At 48.0% G+C, this 18,590-nt stretch carries 8 protein-coding genes; 5 read left to right on the top strand and 3 right to left on the bottom strand.

Going from position 1 to position 18,590, the window contains the following annotated elements:
- The first annotated feature begins 575 nt into the window (after positions 1-575).
- Complete coding sequence (locus tag M0L20_RS05580) at positions 576-5,372, top strand: carbohydrate-binding protein (protein WP_248476036.1); 4,797 nt, start codon at positions 576-578, stop codon at positions 5,370-5,372.
- Between the two features lie 606 nt (positions 5,373-5,978).
- Here the strand turns inward: M0L20_RS05580 and M0L20_RS05575 are convergent.
- Entirely contained in the window at positions 5,979-8,861 is a 2,883-nt protein-coding gene (locus M0L20_RS05575; protein WP_248476035.1) for a T9SS type B sorting domain-containing protein, read from the bottom strand.
- A 556-nt stretch (positions 8,862-9,417) separates the two neighbouring features.
- Complete coding sequence (locus tag M0L20_RS05570; RefSeq protein WP_248476034.1) at positions 9,418-10,854, bottom strand: hypothetical protein; 1,437 nt, start codon at positions 10,852-10,854, stop codon at positions 9,418-9,420.
- A 647-nt stretch (positions 10,855-11,501) separates the two neighbouring features.
- Between M0L20_RS05570 and M0L20_RS05565 the strand changes: the two genes are divergently transcribed.
- From M0L20_RS05565 to M0L20_RS05550, 4 genes are all read left to right on the top strand, one after another.
- Positions 11,502-12,392 carry a hypothetical protein gene (locus M0L20_RS05565; RefSeq protein ID WP_248476033.1) on the top strand — a complete coding sequence of 297 codons (891 nt, stop codon included), beginning with the start codon at positions 11,502-11,504 and terminating at the stop codon, positions 12,390-12,392.
- A gap of 177 nt (positions 12,393-12,569) precedes the next feature.
- Entirely contained in the window at positions 12,570-14,186 is a 1,617-nt protein-coding gene (locus M0L20_RS05560) for a hypothetical protein (RefSeq protein ID WP_248476032.1), read from the top strand.
- Between the two features lie 826 nt (positions 14,187-15,012).
- On the top strand, positions 15,013-16,680 hold the full coding sequence (locus M0L20_RS05555) for a hypothetical protein (RefSeq protein ID WP_248476031.1): 1,668 nt from the start codon (positions 15,013-15,015) through the stop codon (positions 16,678-16,680).
- Between the two features lie 520 nt (positions 16,681-17,200).
- Positions 17,201-17,497: a hypothetical protein gene (locus tag M0L20_RS05550; RefSeq protein ID WP_248476030.1), complete on the top strand. Its 297-nt coding sequence runs from the start codon at positions 17,201-17,203 to the stop codon at positions 17,495-17,497.
- 62 nt (positions 17,498-17,559) lie between these two features.
- Here M0L20_RS05550 and M0L20_RS05545 read toward each other — a convergent pair whose 3' ends face one another.
- Positions 17,560-18,246: a DUF421 domain-containing protein gene (locus tag M0L20_RS05545; RefSeq protein ID WP_248476029.1), complete on the bottom strand. Its 687-nt coding sequence runs from the start codon at positions 18,244-18,246 to the stop codon at positions 17,560-17,562.
- Positions 18,247-18,590 lie beyond the last annotated feature (344 nt).

Here is an 18,590-nt window from a genome sequence, read left to right as displayed (position 1 = left end):
GCCCGATCCGCTCATGTAAGACAGTCTCAACCTAATCTAATGATGTATACTTAATTATAAGTTATTTATATTTGGTAACAAATTATTAAACATATAGAACTAATTGTCAATCATAGGCATAAGATTTGCTAATATTACAGCATTGATTAAGTATTAATTACTTATAAAGTATCTTTATCCAACTTATTATGACTTTATCTCTCTACATTCTAAAAGGATGTATCCTTAGGCGCATTATACCTTATCTTTTATTGCTTCTATTGGTTTCTCCCCCCTTATACAGTTTTCCAATCACAAAAAACCCTCCCGGAATAGAGCTGATAACTGGTTCAGCGAAGACTATTTCTATTCTCTTATCCACGAATTATACGCATCTGCCGTCATCTGCTCGACAAGAGCTGTCCACCTCGGCCACTGACGATAACTCTTTTCGATTTGTAAGAACATTACGGAGTGACCATCAGAATTTATCTACGAAATCTAGTACGCAGTCTGTTAAGCTAGAAGCGGTTTCAACTGGGCAACTTACAGTTCTGACTGCTGCTGACACGAGCAATCGGGCTACCAGCAGCTGTGTGTCGTTCACGGCGGTGTGCTCGGGTAACCAGTATGAGGTGCGCAACCAGACCATTAGCGTGGCCAGCGCGGGCACCTACCAGCTGAGCTTCCGCTACATGGCCCCCGAGCGGGCGGTGAAGGCTATCGTACGCATCGACGGCAAGAGCCAGACGGTCAACTGTAGCTTTAGCCGCAACTTCCAGAACCAGCTGGTGGGCAGCGTTGAATTGACGGCGGGTAGTCACACCATCGGCCTAAGCAGCGGGGTTGATGAAGGGTATATCTGTTTTGATCAGGTTTGCATCAAGCCCAGTAGCGAGACGGTCTGCACTCCGCCCTCGGCTCCGGTGGTGAGTGTGTCGGGCAGCGCCCAGCTGTGCAACGGCTCGAGTGTGAATCTGACGGCTAGCGGTTGCAGCGGTACAGTGAGCTGGTCGACAGGGGTGACGGGGAGCAGTCTGGTGGTGAGCACGGCGGGGGAGTACTCGGCCACCTGCTCGGCCAACGGTTGCAGCAGCCCAGCTTCGAACGTGGTCTCGGTGACGGCCTGCACCCCTACTACTACGCCCACGACACCGACCACGCCGGTTGTGTCGACCAGCAGTTGCGTGTCGTTCACGGCGGTGTGCTCAGGCAACCAGTACGAGGTGCGCAATCAGAGCATCAGCGTGACCAGCGCGGGCACCTACCAGCTGAGCTTCCGTTACATGGCCCCCGAGCGGGCGGTGAAGGCCATCGTGCGTATTGATGGCAAGAGCCAGACGGTCAACTGCAACCTGAGCCGTAATTTTCAAAACCAGCTGGTGGGCAGCGTTGAACTGAAGGCGGGTAGTCACACCATCGGCCTGAGCAGCGGGGTTGATGAAGGGTATATTTGTTTTGATCAGGTTTGCATCAAGCCCAGCAGCGAGACGGTCTGCACTCCGCCCTCGGCCCCGGTGGTAAGTGTATCGGGCAGCGCTCAGCTGTGCAACGGCTCGAGTGTGAATCTGACGGCCAGCGGCTGTAGTGGTACAGTGAGCTGGTCGACAGGGGTGACGGGGAGCAGTCTGGTGGTGAGCACGGCGGGGGAGTACTCGGCCACCTGCTCAGCCAACGGCTGCAGCAGCCCAGCCTCGAACGTGGTCTCGGTGACGGCTTGTACCCCTACTACTACGCCTACCACGCCGGTCGTGTCGACCAGCAGCTGCGTGTCGTTCACGGCGGTGTGCTCGGGCAACCAGTACGAGGTGCGCAACCAGAGCATCAGCGTGACCAGCGCGGGCACCTACCAGCTGAGTTTCCGCTACATGGCCCCCGAGCGGGCGGTGAAGGCTATCGTACGCATTGATGGCAAGAGCCAGACGGTCAACTGCAACCTGAGCCGTAGCTTTCAGAACCAGCTGGTGGGCAGCGTTGAACTGAAGGCGGGTAGTCACGTCATCGGCCTAAGTAGCGGGGTTGATGAAGGGTATATTTGTTTTGATCAGGTTTGCGTCAAGCCCAGCAGCGAGACGGTCTGCACTCCGCCCTCGGCTCCGGTGGTGAGTGTGTCGGGCAGCGCTCAGCTGTGCAACGGCTCGAGTGTGAGTCTGACGGCCAGTGGTTGCAGTGGTACGGTGAGCTGGTCGACGGGGGTGACGGGGAGCAGTCTGGTGGTGAGCACGGCGGGGGAGTACTCGGCCACCTGCTCGGCCAACGGTTGCAGCAGCCCAGCCTCGAACGTGGTCTCGGTAACGGCCTGTACCCCCACTACCACGCCCACCACGCCGGTTGTGTCGACCAGCAGTTGCGTGTCGTTCACGGCGGTGTGCTCGGGCAACCAGTATGAGGTGCGCAACCAGAGCGTCAGTGTAAGCAGCGCGGGTACCTACCAGCTGAGCTTTCGTTACATGGCCCCCGAACGGGCGGTGAAGGCTATCGTACGCATCGACGGCAAGAGCCAGACGGTCAACTGCAACCTGAGCCGCAGCTTCCAGAACCAGCTGGTGGGCAGCTTCGAGCTGACGGCGGGCAACCACGTCATTGGTCTGAGCAGTGGTACCGAGGAGGGTTACATCTGTTTTGATCAGGTTTGCATCAAGCCCAGCAGCGAGACGGTCTGCACTCCGCCTTCGGCCCCGGTGGTGAGTGTGTCGGGCAGCGCCCAGCTGTGCAACGGCTCGAGTGTGAGTCTGACGGCCAGCGGCTGTAGTGGTACAGTGAGCTGGTCGACAGGGGTGACGGGGAGCAGTCTGGTGGTGAGCACGGCGGGGGAGTACTCGGCCACCTGCTCAGCCAACGGCTGCAGCAGCCCAGCCTCGAACGTGGTCTCGGTGACGGCTTGTACCCCTACTACTACGCCTACCACGCCGGTCGTGTCGACCAGCAGCTGCGTGTCGTTCACGGCGGTGTGCTCGGGCAACCAGTACGAGGTGCGCAACCAGAGCATCAGCGTGACCAGCGCGGGCACCTACCAGCTGAGCTTCCGTTACATGGCCTCTGAGCGGGCGGTGAAGGCTATCGTGCGCATCGACGGCAAGAGCCAGACGGTCAACTGCAACCTGAGCCGCAGCTTCCAGAACCAGCTGGTGGGCAGCTTCGAGCTGACGGCGGGCAACCACGTCATCGGTCTGAGCAGTGGTACCGAGGAGGGTTACATCTGTTTTGATCAGGTTTGCATCAAGCCCAGCAGCGAGACGGTCTGCACTCCGCCCTCGGCTCCGGTGGTGAGCGTGTCGGGCAGCGCCCAGCTGTGCAACGGCTCGAGTGTGAGTCTGACGGCCAGCGGCTGTAGTGGTACGGTGAGCTGGTCAACGGGGGTGACGGGGAGCAGTCTGGTGGTGAGCACGGCGGGGGAGTACTCGGCTACCTGTTTTGCTAATGGCTGCAGCAGTGCAGCGTCTAACACGGTTTATGTTACTTCCTGTGACTTGCCGAAATGTGCCTTTACCCCAAAAGCAAGTGCCAGCAGTACCGATCTGTCTTGTGGCGCAAGCGTCAATTTATCAGCTAATTGCAATGGTCCTGATTGTGATGGTGTAAACTATTCGTGGAATGGTAACGGAGTGGCCCAGTACGGCCAGTCGGCTACGGTTAACGTACCGAATTCGAATGGTAATTTCATTTATACCGTTACTGCTTCGAAGTTAGGCTGCGTTGCCAAAAAAGATACGGTTACGTTACGAGTAACGGGATGCCCCGAACTAGGTGTGTATTCGTACCGGGGCGATAACTTTGACTATACAGCACCGGGTGAGTCGTCTACTGATGATGCATTCCCCGTTTTTGAAAACGATAAGATTAGAGTCAAACTTGCGCTGCGTAATCAAACTACCGATTCGCAGCAGCCAGGGATGGGAGGAGCTGTTTATCAGATATTTAACAAGCAGCATAATTCGACGCACACACTGTTGTACAACCCGAATCGGTACGACGGCGATGAAAATAGAGTTGTAGATCGTTCGGGTCCACCAAGACGAATCTTCCTGGGTCAAGGCTTGTCCGAGTGTCTCTATGCTTTGCCGAAGCCTTTCTACACCAACGAATTCGACGGTGCGGCTGGTAGCAGCTATCCGGTAGACGGTCAGAACCCACCGGGTTACGATGGAGGACTTGGCTTCAATCCGAACGAGGCTGGGGACGATTTTATGAATAGCGGTCAGTTGTTGAAGTTTGGTCGAATATCATCGGGTTTCTACACGAAAACGAGACCACCTATTTACGGACAGAATCGACTGTATGTTGGTGACCAGGTCATTTTCGAGAAGTGGGGTACCCTGGACGACCGAGCGCTCGATCTCCACTATCAGTCTACGTTTAACCGGACTAGTTATGCTGGGCGGCACGTTACGAAATCGCAGGAAAATCCTTGCTTGTATGTCAATGGACTGCGGGTTTTCAAATGGTATGATGGAGACCGTCCGTACTCCAACGATGGCGTAACGACAATTGCACCTGAGACAGGGCCGAGCAATCGCAATGGGGTTGGTAAAAACGGTGGCAGACCGAACGGCGTTTATCTGTCAGAACCTTGGATATGGGTTGGCGGAACCGATGGGTTTGGTATCGGCCTGATGCTAAAAGACAACATTAAAGCCGCTTACGGTTTCTGGGGTGATGGCGGTTTCGATGCCGCTAACCCATCGATGGGAGGAACCTATGCTTCAATTACCTCGTCACCTGCCGAAATCCTGGACAACAATATAATCTGGCGGCATACGGCTAAAGTGATTGTTGGTACCGTCGATGAAGTGCGGGCTTACGTTTATGCACAGTCTTACCGCCCTGATCGTACACCGAAGTTCAAGTTCAACCGCCCAGGTCGGGAAGGATGGAGCTTAAACTCGGGCGATGGTGACGATGTCCACACCTGGGATGACACGTTCAACGGAAAGTCGCGTCAGGGCTGGAAGGTATACCTCAGCAACGGAGCACACGCCGTTATGCAGTCGCCCGGTGTATGTTGGGAGACCAGCCAGTTCAACAAGTTTTACATTCGCTACAAATATTCTGGTAATCAGACAAAATGGTCGTTGAAATTCCAACGTAACCGTCAGAAAAGTGATGGTCCGCTTGATTTGTCAAACAATAACCGGTTTGTCGATGAGGATAAAGTCCGGTTTGCCAATGGAAGCGCCGACGCTCCGATTCAAACGGTTCTTTTTGACGTAATTCCAGACGGACAGTGGCATACGGCGATAGTTGATTTGTCAGGCAACACTGCCTGGCAGGGTGTGGTCAGTCAGATCTCGATTAAGCCGCATGCGTACAACGACGGTCGTTCTTACAATTCGGGTGAATATTGCATAATCGATTGGATCAACTCCGAAAATAGAGATCCGTTCCCTGACTGATTTATTCGATAGAATAGTAGCTTTCTTATCTAAAAAGTGCTGATTACGCCGTAATCAGCACTTTTTGTTGTTGAGTAGACCAGTTGAAACGGAACAGGCGTTAATTGTCAGTTGATCTACTGCACAAAATGCGCTATATATCGTGTTGAACACGCCTTATGGCTAAGAAGCGATTGAGACTTAATTGACGTGGTGGATCGGTCAGGAGAGGCTGACACGGTTAGTGAATAAGTTAGATTAGAGGACTCGTATCGTCTGAGATAAGTAGCCATTTATTGAACGACAAAAACAGCGGATGAGTACTGACTCCCAATTAGTTGGTTCATGGCGATATTGGTCTTGTTGTGGTGTCGGTTTCTCAAAACCGACACTTTGCGGCTTGTATCAATGTCGGTTTTGAGAAACCGACACCACAGCAAAAGACTGCATTTAAGGGCCTAATCCTGTTTAACGCAATTGATGGCGTGACACGGTCAATGCTAGTGCCGTTTCTCCGCGGCATCGAAAATCGACGCTAGCACAGTGGGGAAGTAAACAAGACACGTTTATAAACCTGACTGCGTTTGCTTAGATGATAAGCCCCTGTGAGATAATTATTGCCCCTTGTTAGCGCAGTATCATAACTGTTCCTGTCAATCGTTTTCTGGGCTCGCCGTAGTTGATTTCGTAAGCATAGGCCCCATTGGGTAAGTCTTTTCCGTCGAACGGCGTTTCGTAATCGATTGAATGAAAAACAACGGTTCCCCAGCGGTTAAATACCGTTACTTCTACATTCTTGATCTTTTCTATGTTGCGCAGTACCCAAACGTCATTGTTACCATCGCCGTTTGGTGTAAATGCATCCGGGATATACAAGCGCGATTCAACGTAGACAATCATACTATCTGCCGATTGACAACCAAACTGATCCCGAACGGTCAGCGTGTATAAGGTGCTGGAAGCAGGAAAAGCAGTCGGGCGGGCAATGGACGCATTATCTAATCCAGCAGACGGACTCCAACTGTATCGATAGTTCGTATTGACCGGACCTGGTAAGCTAGCCGATGCGCCGGGCTGAATCGTTAGGTCGGTGGGTAAATCCAGAGCGGGCAACGCCCGGACAAGCACCGTTCGTTGCGCAGTTATGACCGGGCAAGCCGTATTTCCGGTAACAGTGTAGGTTACCTCGTGCGCGCCTATTCCGGCTTGTTCTGGCCAGAACTGATTGCCCGATACCCCGTTCCCGCTGAAGATTCCCCCCGCTGGCGTTCCTGTTAGTAGTACGGGCGCGTTATCCGTTCCGCAGAAAGGAAGAATTGAATCCAGCGAAACCGTTGGTTTGTCTACTTCCGTCAAAGACCAGTTGGCTGATACGGCTGAGCATCCGTTGGCATTTGTGACCTGAACCTGGTAAATTCCTCCGCTTTTTGCGGCCAATGTGGTGGCCTGAGCACCGGTTATAACGGTTTCGTTCTGGAGCCAGGTGTATTGCAATGATGATTCGCTGGCTATGGCGGTTAGCCTGACATTCAGTCCACGACAAAGCTGGGTAGGCCCGCTAAGTTTGACCGTGGGCACTGTTGACGCTGAAATTGTTTTAAGTCCCGATAGGGTGGTACAGGAATTTACATTTCCAACGAGAACGCTGTACAGGCCAGCGGTACCCGCTTCGTAGGTCGCCGATGTAGCCCCGCTGATGGGTGTCCCGTTCCGTTGCCATTGATACGTTAATCCATTGCCCGTATTGGCTTGTAAACGAAGCGAATTTCCTGGACAAAAACCGGTGGCAGTTGTAAGAATGGACGCTTCGGGCGGCTCGTTCAGCGTGACTGGTAACGGGGTGGAGTGACCGGTGCATCCGTTCGCATCAGTAACCGTAACGCTATAAACACCCGCTAAGTTGGTCTTGTAAAAAGAGCCTATTTCACTCGCAATCACTGACGTATCGCGTTGCCAGCGGAAGAGGGTGCCGGTTGCGGTAGCCGATGAAGTAGCCGTGATTGTAAACGAATTTCCGTTGCACAACGCTCCGGCTGCATTATTTATCGTTAGATTGACGGTTGGATTTGGACTGATCGAGACAGAAACTGGTGCTGAAGTGGCCGATCTTGGGCAGGCCATCTCTTTGGTAACGGTCACCGTATACCGTCCCGCCTGTCGGGCGACGAGCACCGAGTCTGTCGCACCCTCAATGGCGACGTTGTCTTTATACCATTGGTAATCTACATCCTGCAACGGCGTTTTGGCGTTGAGTTGAACGGCTCCATCCTGGCAGATGACACTTTTAACCAATTCCGCTGGCTTATCCACCGCCGAAACAATGACTTTAGGCGTTATCACCGCTGGGCATTCCTTTACCTGAAGCGCTAGTTCACGGCGTATTTCAAAGCCTTTGAACGAGTCTTGGTAGAGTTCCGCTTTGACGACATAGCGATACGTACCGACCTTCGTTGGTGTTCCGGTAATCTCGCCTTTTGGATTGACCTGCAACGGACTGCTGCTTTCCATAAACGCGTTAGCGCCGTAGCCATTCGCCCAGTTTACTTCTTTCCTGGGTGTGGTGGCATTGCCCGTCAGAGGAGTGGTGAGGGAATACGTGATCTTGTCGAAATTAACACCCGCATACGCACGCGTGTCGATCCGGACAGGCTGATTGACGCAGGTTTCTATACGCGAAGGCACATTGAAAATACCACCAAAGGAGCTTTTAAGCGCGGAGACGTTGTATTTGCTGCGGTCCCCAAACTCCAGATAGTACACAACGGGACCCGTGCCGTTCACGTTATTGCTGACTTCCCGACAGCAGACGGGTTCGGTGGTGACAAAATAGCCTTTCGGGTCATTTACTGAGGGTAGAAAATTAACCGACCCGAAATATACGACGCTGTTTATTCTCGAGGAATCGCCGTTGCAGGCTGCCGGTAACGGGGTGTTCTGACCGTCGATGGCAGAGCCCCGAACCATCATAACGGTTGCTACTGAGCTACTATCCTTTTTGCGGTACACATACGCTTTGATCGACGGGGGAAAGTTGTCGAATGACTTGGCGCTGGTGAAATAAGCGGCTCTTAACAACAGCGCCGACAGTTCTTCGGCGTTACCGTTGAAGTCCTCTAACTGTCCACCAATGATGGGTAACAGACCGCCACTGCCACACTGATTCGCGCTGATCGTGGTCGCGACTGATAATGTAGTGTCGGGGCAGACACCTTGTTGCCGTAGACTTATGGTGTAAGCGCCCGATTGATTTACGACCAGCGTTGGCCGTGTAGCGCCATTTATATCTACACCATCCCGTTGCCACTGGTACGCAACCGCCGAAACGGAGGCTGTACCCGTAATTGCGTTTAGCTGCACCTGATCGCCCTGGCAAAATGACGCGCTTGCCCGTTTGTTGAGCGATCCGACCTGGGTTATTTTAATGGTAGGTGTAACCAGCGGAGGACAACGTTGAGCATAAGCCACTGAAACAGTAAGGAGACTAATTAATACCCAGTAAAGATGCTTCATTTAATTAGCCTTCTCGTTAATCATTAATTGGATAAACACCTGTATCTAAATGGCTTTTAGTAAGGCCGTTGGGTTGTCAAAAAGGAGTCAGTGGTGTGGTATTGAATCACTATCGACCAAATCTTTCAATAATGGTCGCAGCATCAGCCAACAATTGCTGACCTGATGTACGCTTTTGTTTGAAAATTAGATTGATGTATTACTTTAATAAGTTACCTTTTATAGTAAAATATGTTTTTGAGTTTACTAAAACAATTATAAATGTAGTCAAAAAGAGATAATCATAAATGATATTCCTATTCTATAATCTAGATTGTAGATGGATGTAAATATTACAATTACACTGTTGTATCTATTTGTAACCTATTAGTAAAATAGTTAATAATTAACTGTGATAGCATAGTTAGAGAGAGCCGTCAATCTTTAGATCGATTTTGTAGGATATTATCGAAGCGAACGGTAAAAGAAAGACGCTTCAAATGCATCTCTGCACCGAGCGCCTGTACGATTCCTGAGAACTTTAACGTGGTTCTTTCTGCGCTGTTGTGAGGCTAGCTCACTGATTGGGAGTGGCTGTAACGCTAAGTAACCGCATGATCGATCCTTTCTCCAGATTGTTCTGTGGGTTAAGCAAGCATATCTGATTGATAACGCCATCCCAGCCGCTTCGTCCACTCAATGAAAGTTCGTACGTGTGAACTTGTCCGTCGCCATTTATAGGAAAATCAATGTAACGCTCCGGAACATCGTAGAAATCAATGTCCTCCGGCTTACGCCAGACCAATCTGGCAACCGTCGCTTTTGTAGTAAAAGCAGCCCGGACGTACATTTTGGGAAGATCACCCGCCCGCCAGAAAACAAGGGGGCTACTCACCCGAAAATTAGCTTTGGTCGTATCAGCCCGTTGCCAATACACGTTTAGTTCGTTCTGGATGGGCCATCCTTTGTCTTTGGCATTGTAATAATACCAGCCCTGCCGATCCTGCGTAAATCGGTAAGCCGGAGCCGTTGCGGGACGTGGCTGGCTGTAAGCAAACTGCCGGATGTCGTCCAGCGATCCCAATACCAACGTGTAGTCGTACTCATAAAGGCCATTGTGATCAATAACTGCAAACGGGCTACTATTCATATACGTGCTTTCAATAGCATACTCGCCCCCTACGCGTGTTGGGATCGAATAATCGTTGACCGCGAAACGAAACTCATTGGCTCTGTAGAGGCCAAGTCCGCGTCCCTGCTGGTTAAGAATGGCTACCCAGTTTTCGGTACCGTAGCGGTAGTTGTTATCAACCGTAGTGTTCTCCAGCACGGCACCGTTGGTAAAGGGTTGCGAGCCTACGTACGACACCAGCCGATACCACGGAGCATTCATGTTTATGCAGGGAGCCTCCTGGGTACGGGCTTCATACTGAGTGGCATCTGTCCGGTAAACCGTTGTCCGACTCCTGACATGAACCGTATTATCTTTCAGTTCCATCCAGTGCTCCATGACGCAATCCGCTGGTTCGTCAAAAATCGGCCAGATAAGCGGTACCGTTTTTACGTACAGCTGGTTTTGATTCTGTTGATAACTAACGATACGCGCCGGATGGTTGAAATAATCGCCCGTTTGCACAGGGTTCCATCCCAGATTTCGCCATACGTAGACTGGATCTTTGCCATTCACCGAATAAGGATAAGGGCCAGCGTAAAGTGATGTTTGTAACTGACGGCCCAGATCATAATTATTGATCATATTTTCTGAGCTGCTCGCTTCAGAGAGGTAGGTAATCGCTCCGCCCATGTTGAGGTCAATGCCTAATTTCACTTTATCGTTTGAAATATATAATCGTTTGGTTGGCGGAAGCGGGAATTGGGGCGGTGGTGTGTTTGGATCTGATGGATTGGATGGTGGGGTGTAAGGAGCCGTAGCCGGAAAGTCGCTTGAGCAGTTCAGGGTCAGTACACCAATAAGCGCACAGCAAACGTAACGATAAAAAGGAGCCAGGGTCATAGCGAAAAAGAAAGGGTTCAGAACAATTGAGTAAAAAAACTTTCTGCTATAAACTTAACAGAAAAGGGTATCGATTGATACTAAAAGTACGATGATCAACGAATTGTTGTTCTGATGAACTGGTATTTACGAATGAAATTTATCGTATATTTTTGTTGATGTATTATTCTTTTTGCGCGAAAATAATCTGTAACTAAAACTGTACACCTTTGGCTAATTCTGTATAAAAATAGTACAAATCAGTTATTGACGTTTTAACAAAACACTAATACCAAGTATAAAAGCGTGGTGTACTTCAATAGAAGTCTATCTCTTTTAATAAAAAGATCACTAGTAAATAAAATCATTTCATCCATTAGATCCTATTTAACTAGTATGTTTGCGCCCTTATCTATAGTACAAACTTTATCATGCCTCCTATTAATTCGTTGCATCTCTATCTTGAACGAACGCTTTTAACGGACTCCGCCTGGACAGTAAAAGCATTATTGTTATTACTACTCGGGTCTGTATTCTTTAATGTTGGATTTGATTTAAAGCACTTTGTTTATTTAAAAAATTTTATTGCTCTTGTCAATGGTCACCCTGACCCCAAGCTGTGTTGCTATTTCTGGACTGATGTTGAATACCAAACGACAGACTGGTTCATGCAAAAGCTGCAAATTTGGGATACGGTTCACCAAGCTAATATGCGGCTCCGTTTATTTTTACCTGTATTATGGTCATTTTTCCATTCAATACTGGCCATTTATCTGCTACAGGTAGCACTGGGTATTGCGCAGATGTATATGATTTTACGTCTTGTCTATGAACATACGCAAGACCGGCTTCAGGCATTTTATTTCACAGCAGGTTTTAGCGGTTTGTATGCAGGGGCAGCTTATTATCTGGACGTTTATGCCTACGGAGATGCGTTTGGTTACGCCTTCTTAATCGCTGCTCTTTTTTTTCGTCGCCCATTTTTTATTGCGTCTGCTATTTTTCTGGCGGCCTGGGTGGATGAGCGAACTCTTTTCAATGCATCATATATAGTTTTGTACCACTGGCTGGCTTTGTACCGACCAGATCGTGAGCAGCCTATACTGTTTAGAGTAAAGAAGCCAACTCCGCAGGCACTAGCCGTTATTGCAGGTGGTGTTGTGTATATGGCCGTTCGTGTTTACTTGTCTAAGCACTATCACATCGCTATGTCTATTGGTGGCCCGTCGCTGTTTTTTCACGTGAGGGAGGCCATTAGGAGTTTCGGGATTCGGTTATACAGTGGTTTCGAAAGTTTCTGGCTTTTAATCGTTAGTATGATCGGAACGCTTATTTACTATAAAAAATACATTCTGCTCGCTATGATCCTGCCGCTGCTGGCTGTTACAACGTTTACGATGCTTATGGCTGGTGATTTTACGCGTACAATTTCCTACGGTTTTCCAATTATTTTTCTTTCTTTTTCGATTTGCCGACAAGTCTACGAAAATGATCACATGCGGCTGCTCCTCTTATCCATTAGCTTACTGGCCACCCTATTCTTTCCATTAATTTATTAACGCATAACTAAATTCTAAGACTTATCTTTGGTAGTTGAGGTTGGTAGGGATAATAGGGTACACTGCCTGATTAGTTGGCCAATCAGTAAGTATGCACCCAACCACCGGCTTTGATAAAATCTTTTTGACAGAAGGGTATAGGCCACGGCAATGCGTTAAAGCTGCCTAACACGTCGTATGAATTATTTACTTTCAGGATTGCAGGCAGTGCTGATGACGTATCTACTAGCCAGTAACATTGGTGGCTGCACGATTAACGTACCGGGCTACGAACAACCGACCCCAGCGGTTAAACCAGCACCAACGTTGCCCCCAATCACTGCACCTTTTGTGTATGATGTACCCGCTACGCAGTCGGATTGGACGGGCTATAACGAAACCGTCATCAATGATCGGCTGGTGGGTGCTACGTCTGTTCAGGAGTCAAATTCGTTGCAGTTAGAAGTTCGCAAAAATTACGGGGCGGCCATTCAGATTTACGATAAAGTAACAAAGCAGCAGTTAATCAACTTCAAAGACCTCGGGCGTGAGTCAGGCATGGGTACGTACGGGGGGCCGCGTAGTTTCGCGGATGATTCACCCAACTGGAAAAATATTGGGTATAACCCCTTGCAGGCTGGTGATGACGGGGGCAATGCCGCGCCTATCCTGTTTCATGGGTTCATTAATGGCTGGATTTACACGAAATCACAGAGTTTGTCATGGGCTCACAAGGATGCCCGAAAACTGCCTTTTTATTACGAACAATGGGTCCGTCTCGATGGCAACAAAGTGCACGTCAAAGTGCGCCTGACGCATCAGCGACCGGATAAAACGTTTTACGAACCCGAATCGCAGGAGTGGCCGTTTATGATGATCAATGGTGCGCGGAAGGTTCATTTTTACAATGGTGATAAGCCGTTTACATATGACGCTACGGCCATTACGGATGGTATCGAGAGTAAAGGGAACGTAACTGCGGTAACATACAGGGGGCCTCATTTTGGTGTGACTGAACCTTGGCAAGCGGTTGAGATAGGTGTCAATCGGTTTATCGGCTTATATTCACCTGGCTACTTCTTGGCTAATTACAGTGTAGACAACATTAGTGCAAACGAAAGTTGGGAGGGTGGAAATACAAATACTTACGTAGCGCATGTGCCGATGGTGCATCTGGATTCGGACAACGTGTGGTACAAAGAGTACACGTACATTGTTGGTACGGAGCAGGAGATTCGAGATTACGTGTACGCGCAGGAACGCTTCAACCAGCCCGATTTTATTTTCAATAAATTCAACGGGCGTAATGGATGGGCTATTTTTGACGGAGGCTATGATCAGAAAGAGCCATTCAAGACGGATAACTGGCAGGCTACGTTGACTGGCAAAGAAAGTTTAAACAACGCTTATAACGCCAAACTGATATCACCCTGGGGGAGCTGGAAAGCCACTGATTTTAACGAAGTGTACCTGCGCATGGCTTACAGCGGTTCTCCCGGTACAGGAGCACGGGCACCACTACGCCTGACATGGGTTACAAACGGTCAGGCACCTGATGGTATCGATCCTGCTTTCCCAAATCAAAATAAGGTTCGCTTTCCCAACGGCATACGTAATAGCCCTAACCAGTCGATTCGTTTCGAGGCTATTAACGATGGGAAATTCCACACTTATAAATTCAATTTTGCCAGTCAGCCAAACTGGAAAGGAATAATTCAGCAGTTTGAAATTGCCCATGAATCGACACAAACTTACGTAGCGCCGGGTGAGCAATTTACCTTGCACTATTTCGGTACTCGAAACCCAACTGAGTAAACGATCTTACTTTATTGACCCGTGGGCAGGTTTGTAACGAAGCTGAGACAACGGCCATTTAGACTAATGAAGTTGTGGAGTTGGCGGAGCCGCCCCTGCGGTTTTCGAACCTAATTCCATAACTTCATTAGCTGTTTTATGAAACTGGTGCTGCCGCTAATGCTTTAAAATTGATTTCTGAATTAATACCTACACCGCTTTTTTTCTCACAAGACTATACGTGGATATAATGCTATTGTATCTATGATTCATACAGTAAATTTATGCCTTTTAGTCGGCGAAATAGAAATTTTTCTTATTCATTGTATGCAATCAATTTTAATTTGTAATGATGCGTACAACGTAAATATAGTCGTCACCAATACATAGAATTCAATACTTACCAATTAGTACATAGGTGCATATTTTTGCTTTTCTGATTTATAAAAATTAAAAAACTTATTTTTCGATTTTATACTAATAATCTGAGTACTTTGCAGCTAATAATTTACGCCCAATAGTTATGAAAAGCTGAGATAAATTTTTACTGTATACACAGTGATTGATTACATATTGATAATATATATTTTTTGTTAATCAATTAGTATACGTTTTGTTAAGCTAGTTATAGTTAGTCGATTTTTGCCACTTCTTATCAAGCCAATTTATCAATTAATGAAGCTATCAATACGCAATACTTTTTGAATCTGATTTCGCTTTTATCCACTATAACATGGTTGCTGTACCTGATCGGTTTCATCTGGCTGATCCTTATAAAACTAGCGTTGCTGGCCAAAACTATACTTGGTATGTAGCGATCAGCTTGCCTATTTTAGTACATCTTTGGATGGTCTACCGGTTGGCGGTTAATATACCTTACATTGATGACTACACGTTTCTGGTGGATTGTATCGACTCGCAGATAAAGCAACTGACGTTGACCGACTACTTGAGCCGTCTTTTCCACCCACACGGCGAGCATATTATTTTGTTCGCTCGTCTAACCGCTCTACTTGACTATTACATTGAAGGAAGCCTGAATTTTCGTACGCTGTTTATCGTCGGTAACTTAACGTTTGTTGGCTCGGTGTATAATTTATACCGACTTGCGCAGCGTGGTGGTCTGAAACCAATGTACTTTTTGCCGGTAGTTCTTCTACTTTTTCAGCCTCAGTTTTACGAAAACACTACTACATGGGCTATTTGTGCCTTGCAGCATCTACCCGCCTTATTTTTTGCTTTTTTGGCGTTTGATTTAATGAGTCGTTCGTCAGAAAAAGCCTTTTTTCTGAGTTTACCAATCGCCTTTCTTTCGGTCTTTTCTAACGGGAACGGACTGATCGTGTTCGCTATTGGTCTACTGATAATTTTGCTTTCCGCAAGCCGTACTCGGTTGTTTGTCTGGCTGATTTTTACAGCATTAAGTCTAGGGTTGTATGTGTACGTTCATCATACAACTCACTCTCCCGAAATAGGAAGTAATTTAAAACATCCCTTACGGGTGATAGCCGGATTTTTTCTGATGGCCGGCTCGGTAGGCTTGCTATTTAGCCGGTCAATCGGTCTGTTAATGGCTATTGGCTTGTGTGAAATAGCTTTTGTCGGTTTTTTGATTAGTCAAACCGTAATTCGACATTTAACCATTAAGAAACCTCTTCTGCATTTCTCGGCCTGGCTTCGTCAAATTCGTTCCTCTCTACCAATTACAGGATCTTTTGTCGTGCTCTCGGCCTGCTACCTGTACGTCGTGCTTACCTTGCTGACTATTTCGTTTGCCCGGAGTCTTGGCTGGTATCCGAGTTTACTGCTGCCACGTTTTCTGTGGTTTGCTGCTATGGGTACGGCGACCGGTTATTTGCTTACCTTACTCTGGCTCAAAACAAGATACCGATTGCTGGCCAGCCGCGTGGCATTAGCAATTGCCTTGATCATATACTGCCTGTCTTACTGGGTCAATTTAGGTGAGCTAAGAAACGTAAGGCAATTATTGCTGAGTGATACGCACAACTGGCGTGCGCACAAGATGCTTATTTCAATGCCCGTTAGTACAAACCAACACGACCATTTTTACAGCAGCATATTACAAGCTGCTGTACAGAAAGGAGTGTATAAACTTCCGGCATCTCCATTAGACACAGACCCTCGCAAAGCCATTTCGCTGCCACCGATTGCTGGCCCACTGGTACAGGATAGTAGTTTCGTAATGGGCGAACGGCGTATTCATTGCTTATCCATCAATAGCGATTTGCCAGACGGTACTATGTTCGACTCGCGAGACGTTTACTTATTGGTTAAGTCAAGTACGCATACGTTTATATGGCCCGTTAACCGAAGCCAGACGAAGCTGGCCTACTACTTGCAGACGGGGGTGTCAAACTGGAAAGCCAGTACCGTCTGGATGTGTGCCGATCAATTACCCTTGGCGAACTACCAGCTTAGTTTAGCCTGGCTGGATAATAAACAGTGGGTTATACAGCCAAGTCATCAGTCAATGACGATGGAAGAGGGAGAATAAGTAACGAAAAGGAGAGTATATTGCTGAGGTAGCCTACCCAAATTAATGGTTGTATGCTGCCTACTGATGCGGAACGCTGTGATCTTCAGATTTAATCGATCTTTAATTAACATAAAACAGTCGAGGCATGTATTTAAGGCATGTTTACATTGAGAAGGAATTAATAACGCTTGGTTGCTTTTGCGGCCGAGCGTTTTTGTTGACCAGGCGTACAACTATTGTTCATAAATGCCGATCTTTCCGGATATTTAGTCCATATCGGCACGATCTTGGCTCTAGTTGTGGAGTAACTACAATTTTTAAGGGCGTGTATCCGCTTGTCAGGCAGTGCAAAATGCCTTTGATTGGACTGGCTTCAATCCCAATCGATACGCTTTAATGTGACTCCACAAGATCGTAAAGTCTTAAAAGAGAACTGTTCAAAACGCATTTCGTAACTATTGGCTACATGCCTTACCGCTATTTGTGAAGGCATCATCCAAAAGCCAGGGTTAGAAAGTACTTCTTTAATTAAAAGCGTATGTCTCTGTTTGTAAATTCGTACATATGGCAGCTTAGCGGTTGTCTGGCAGTAATGGTTAGTGCTTATTACGCCTTAGATCGCTGGCCAGGAACAAAAGTTTTTACGCTATTTTATAAACAGGTAAAGCAGTTCCTTACGGTGCCACCGGTAAATTATCAGGAAAGTACCTGGCCGGGCGAAGTAGATGGTATTTCGGGAAACGGCGATGCTTCACCCGCCAAACCGATCGTGGCTAAATCCGAATCGATACCCGCTACCACCTCGGTGTCGAAGTTTACTGTCACAATGAATTAGCCAACTGCAAAGCGGTTTAAAAAATACGTATTCCGAGATAGGCATCCTGAGTCAACCGCAGCTTACGTTCTTCTACGGGTGCTGATGGCTTTGACCCATTCTGTGTTGTTACACCGCTGGCAATGGTGTTCACTCTGCGTGATCCGTTCTACGTGGCCGCAGGTAGTACACGCATAAAGCCCTGCTTCTGGAAGTGTACAGCTTTTCTTCTGGTAGACTTTAGGTAGAATCGGTAATCCCGGCCTAACGTCATCGTCGGTATAATAAAAAAAGCTGACGTTACCATTTGTCTCCAGCAAAGCGGTTTGTACCTGACCAACGTGCTCGATGTTCTGCTGACGCATCTCCGAAAAGAATTCGTCTTTGGCATACATCTGATCGCTCGCTTCCAGTAAAGCAAACATGCCGTCTTCAATGATGTAAACAGGCTCTCCCTCCAACACGCTCTCGAAGCGTTCGCTACGGGCAGCCAGCCAGGTGATAGAGCGATAAAACAGCAGAATAGTCGCAAAAACAAGCAGAGCCGGGAGTATAGCGTTCTCTTCGTTAAACATTGGATCGCCTGCCGCTGAACCCAAGCCAATGATAATCGCTACTTCAAATATCGACAGCTGACGAATACCTTTTTTACCTGATAGCCGCAAGAAGGTCAGGATCAGGGTAAACATGATCAAGGTTCGGATGACAATCTGCGTGGCTAAGCTCCAGTCGAGGTCATTGATAAATACCTTGTTGAAATCAATCTCCATATAGTCATGAATGGTGTACAGTTCATGTAGCCAACGCTTGTATACTGGATTACAGTCTAAAAGAGTAAAACAAGTATTCACTAATCGGCACTCCCTACAAACTTGCATATTAACCTTTATGTTGAGCTGTGTTGGGCCTATCGATTCGTTGAGATACCGTATGAGGGCCGAAGAGTTGTGTTTGCGATAAGTATAGCCACTGAGTGAGCACAAGCCAGAAGCCGGCAATAGGACGCACTGCTGGCAGAATACTATTAAACAAACGCTGAAATCTTACTTAACTCAAAACGCTGGTACAATTAGGAGTGTTTTTGGGCAATTTACGATAGTTGCTTGGGCAAAAT

Origin of the sequence: Spirosoma liriopis, from assembly GCF_023196085.1 — a bacterium.
Lineage (GTDB): Bacteria > Bacteroidota > Bacteroidia > Cytophagales > Spirosomataceae > Spirosoma > Spirosoma oryzicola.
This window is presented reverse-complemented; position numbering and strand designations above follow the sequence as displayed.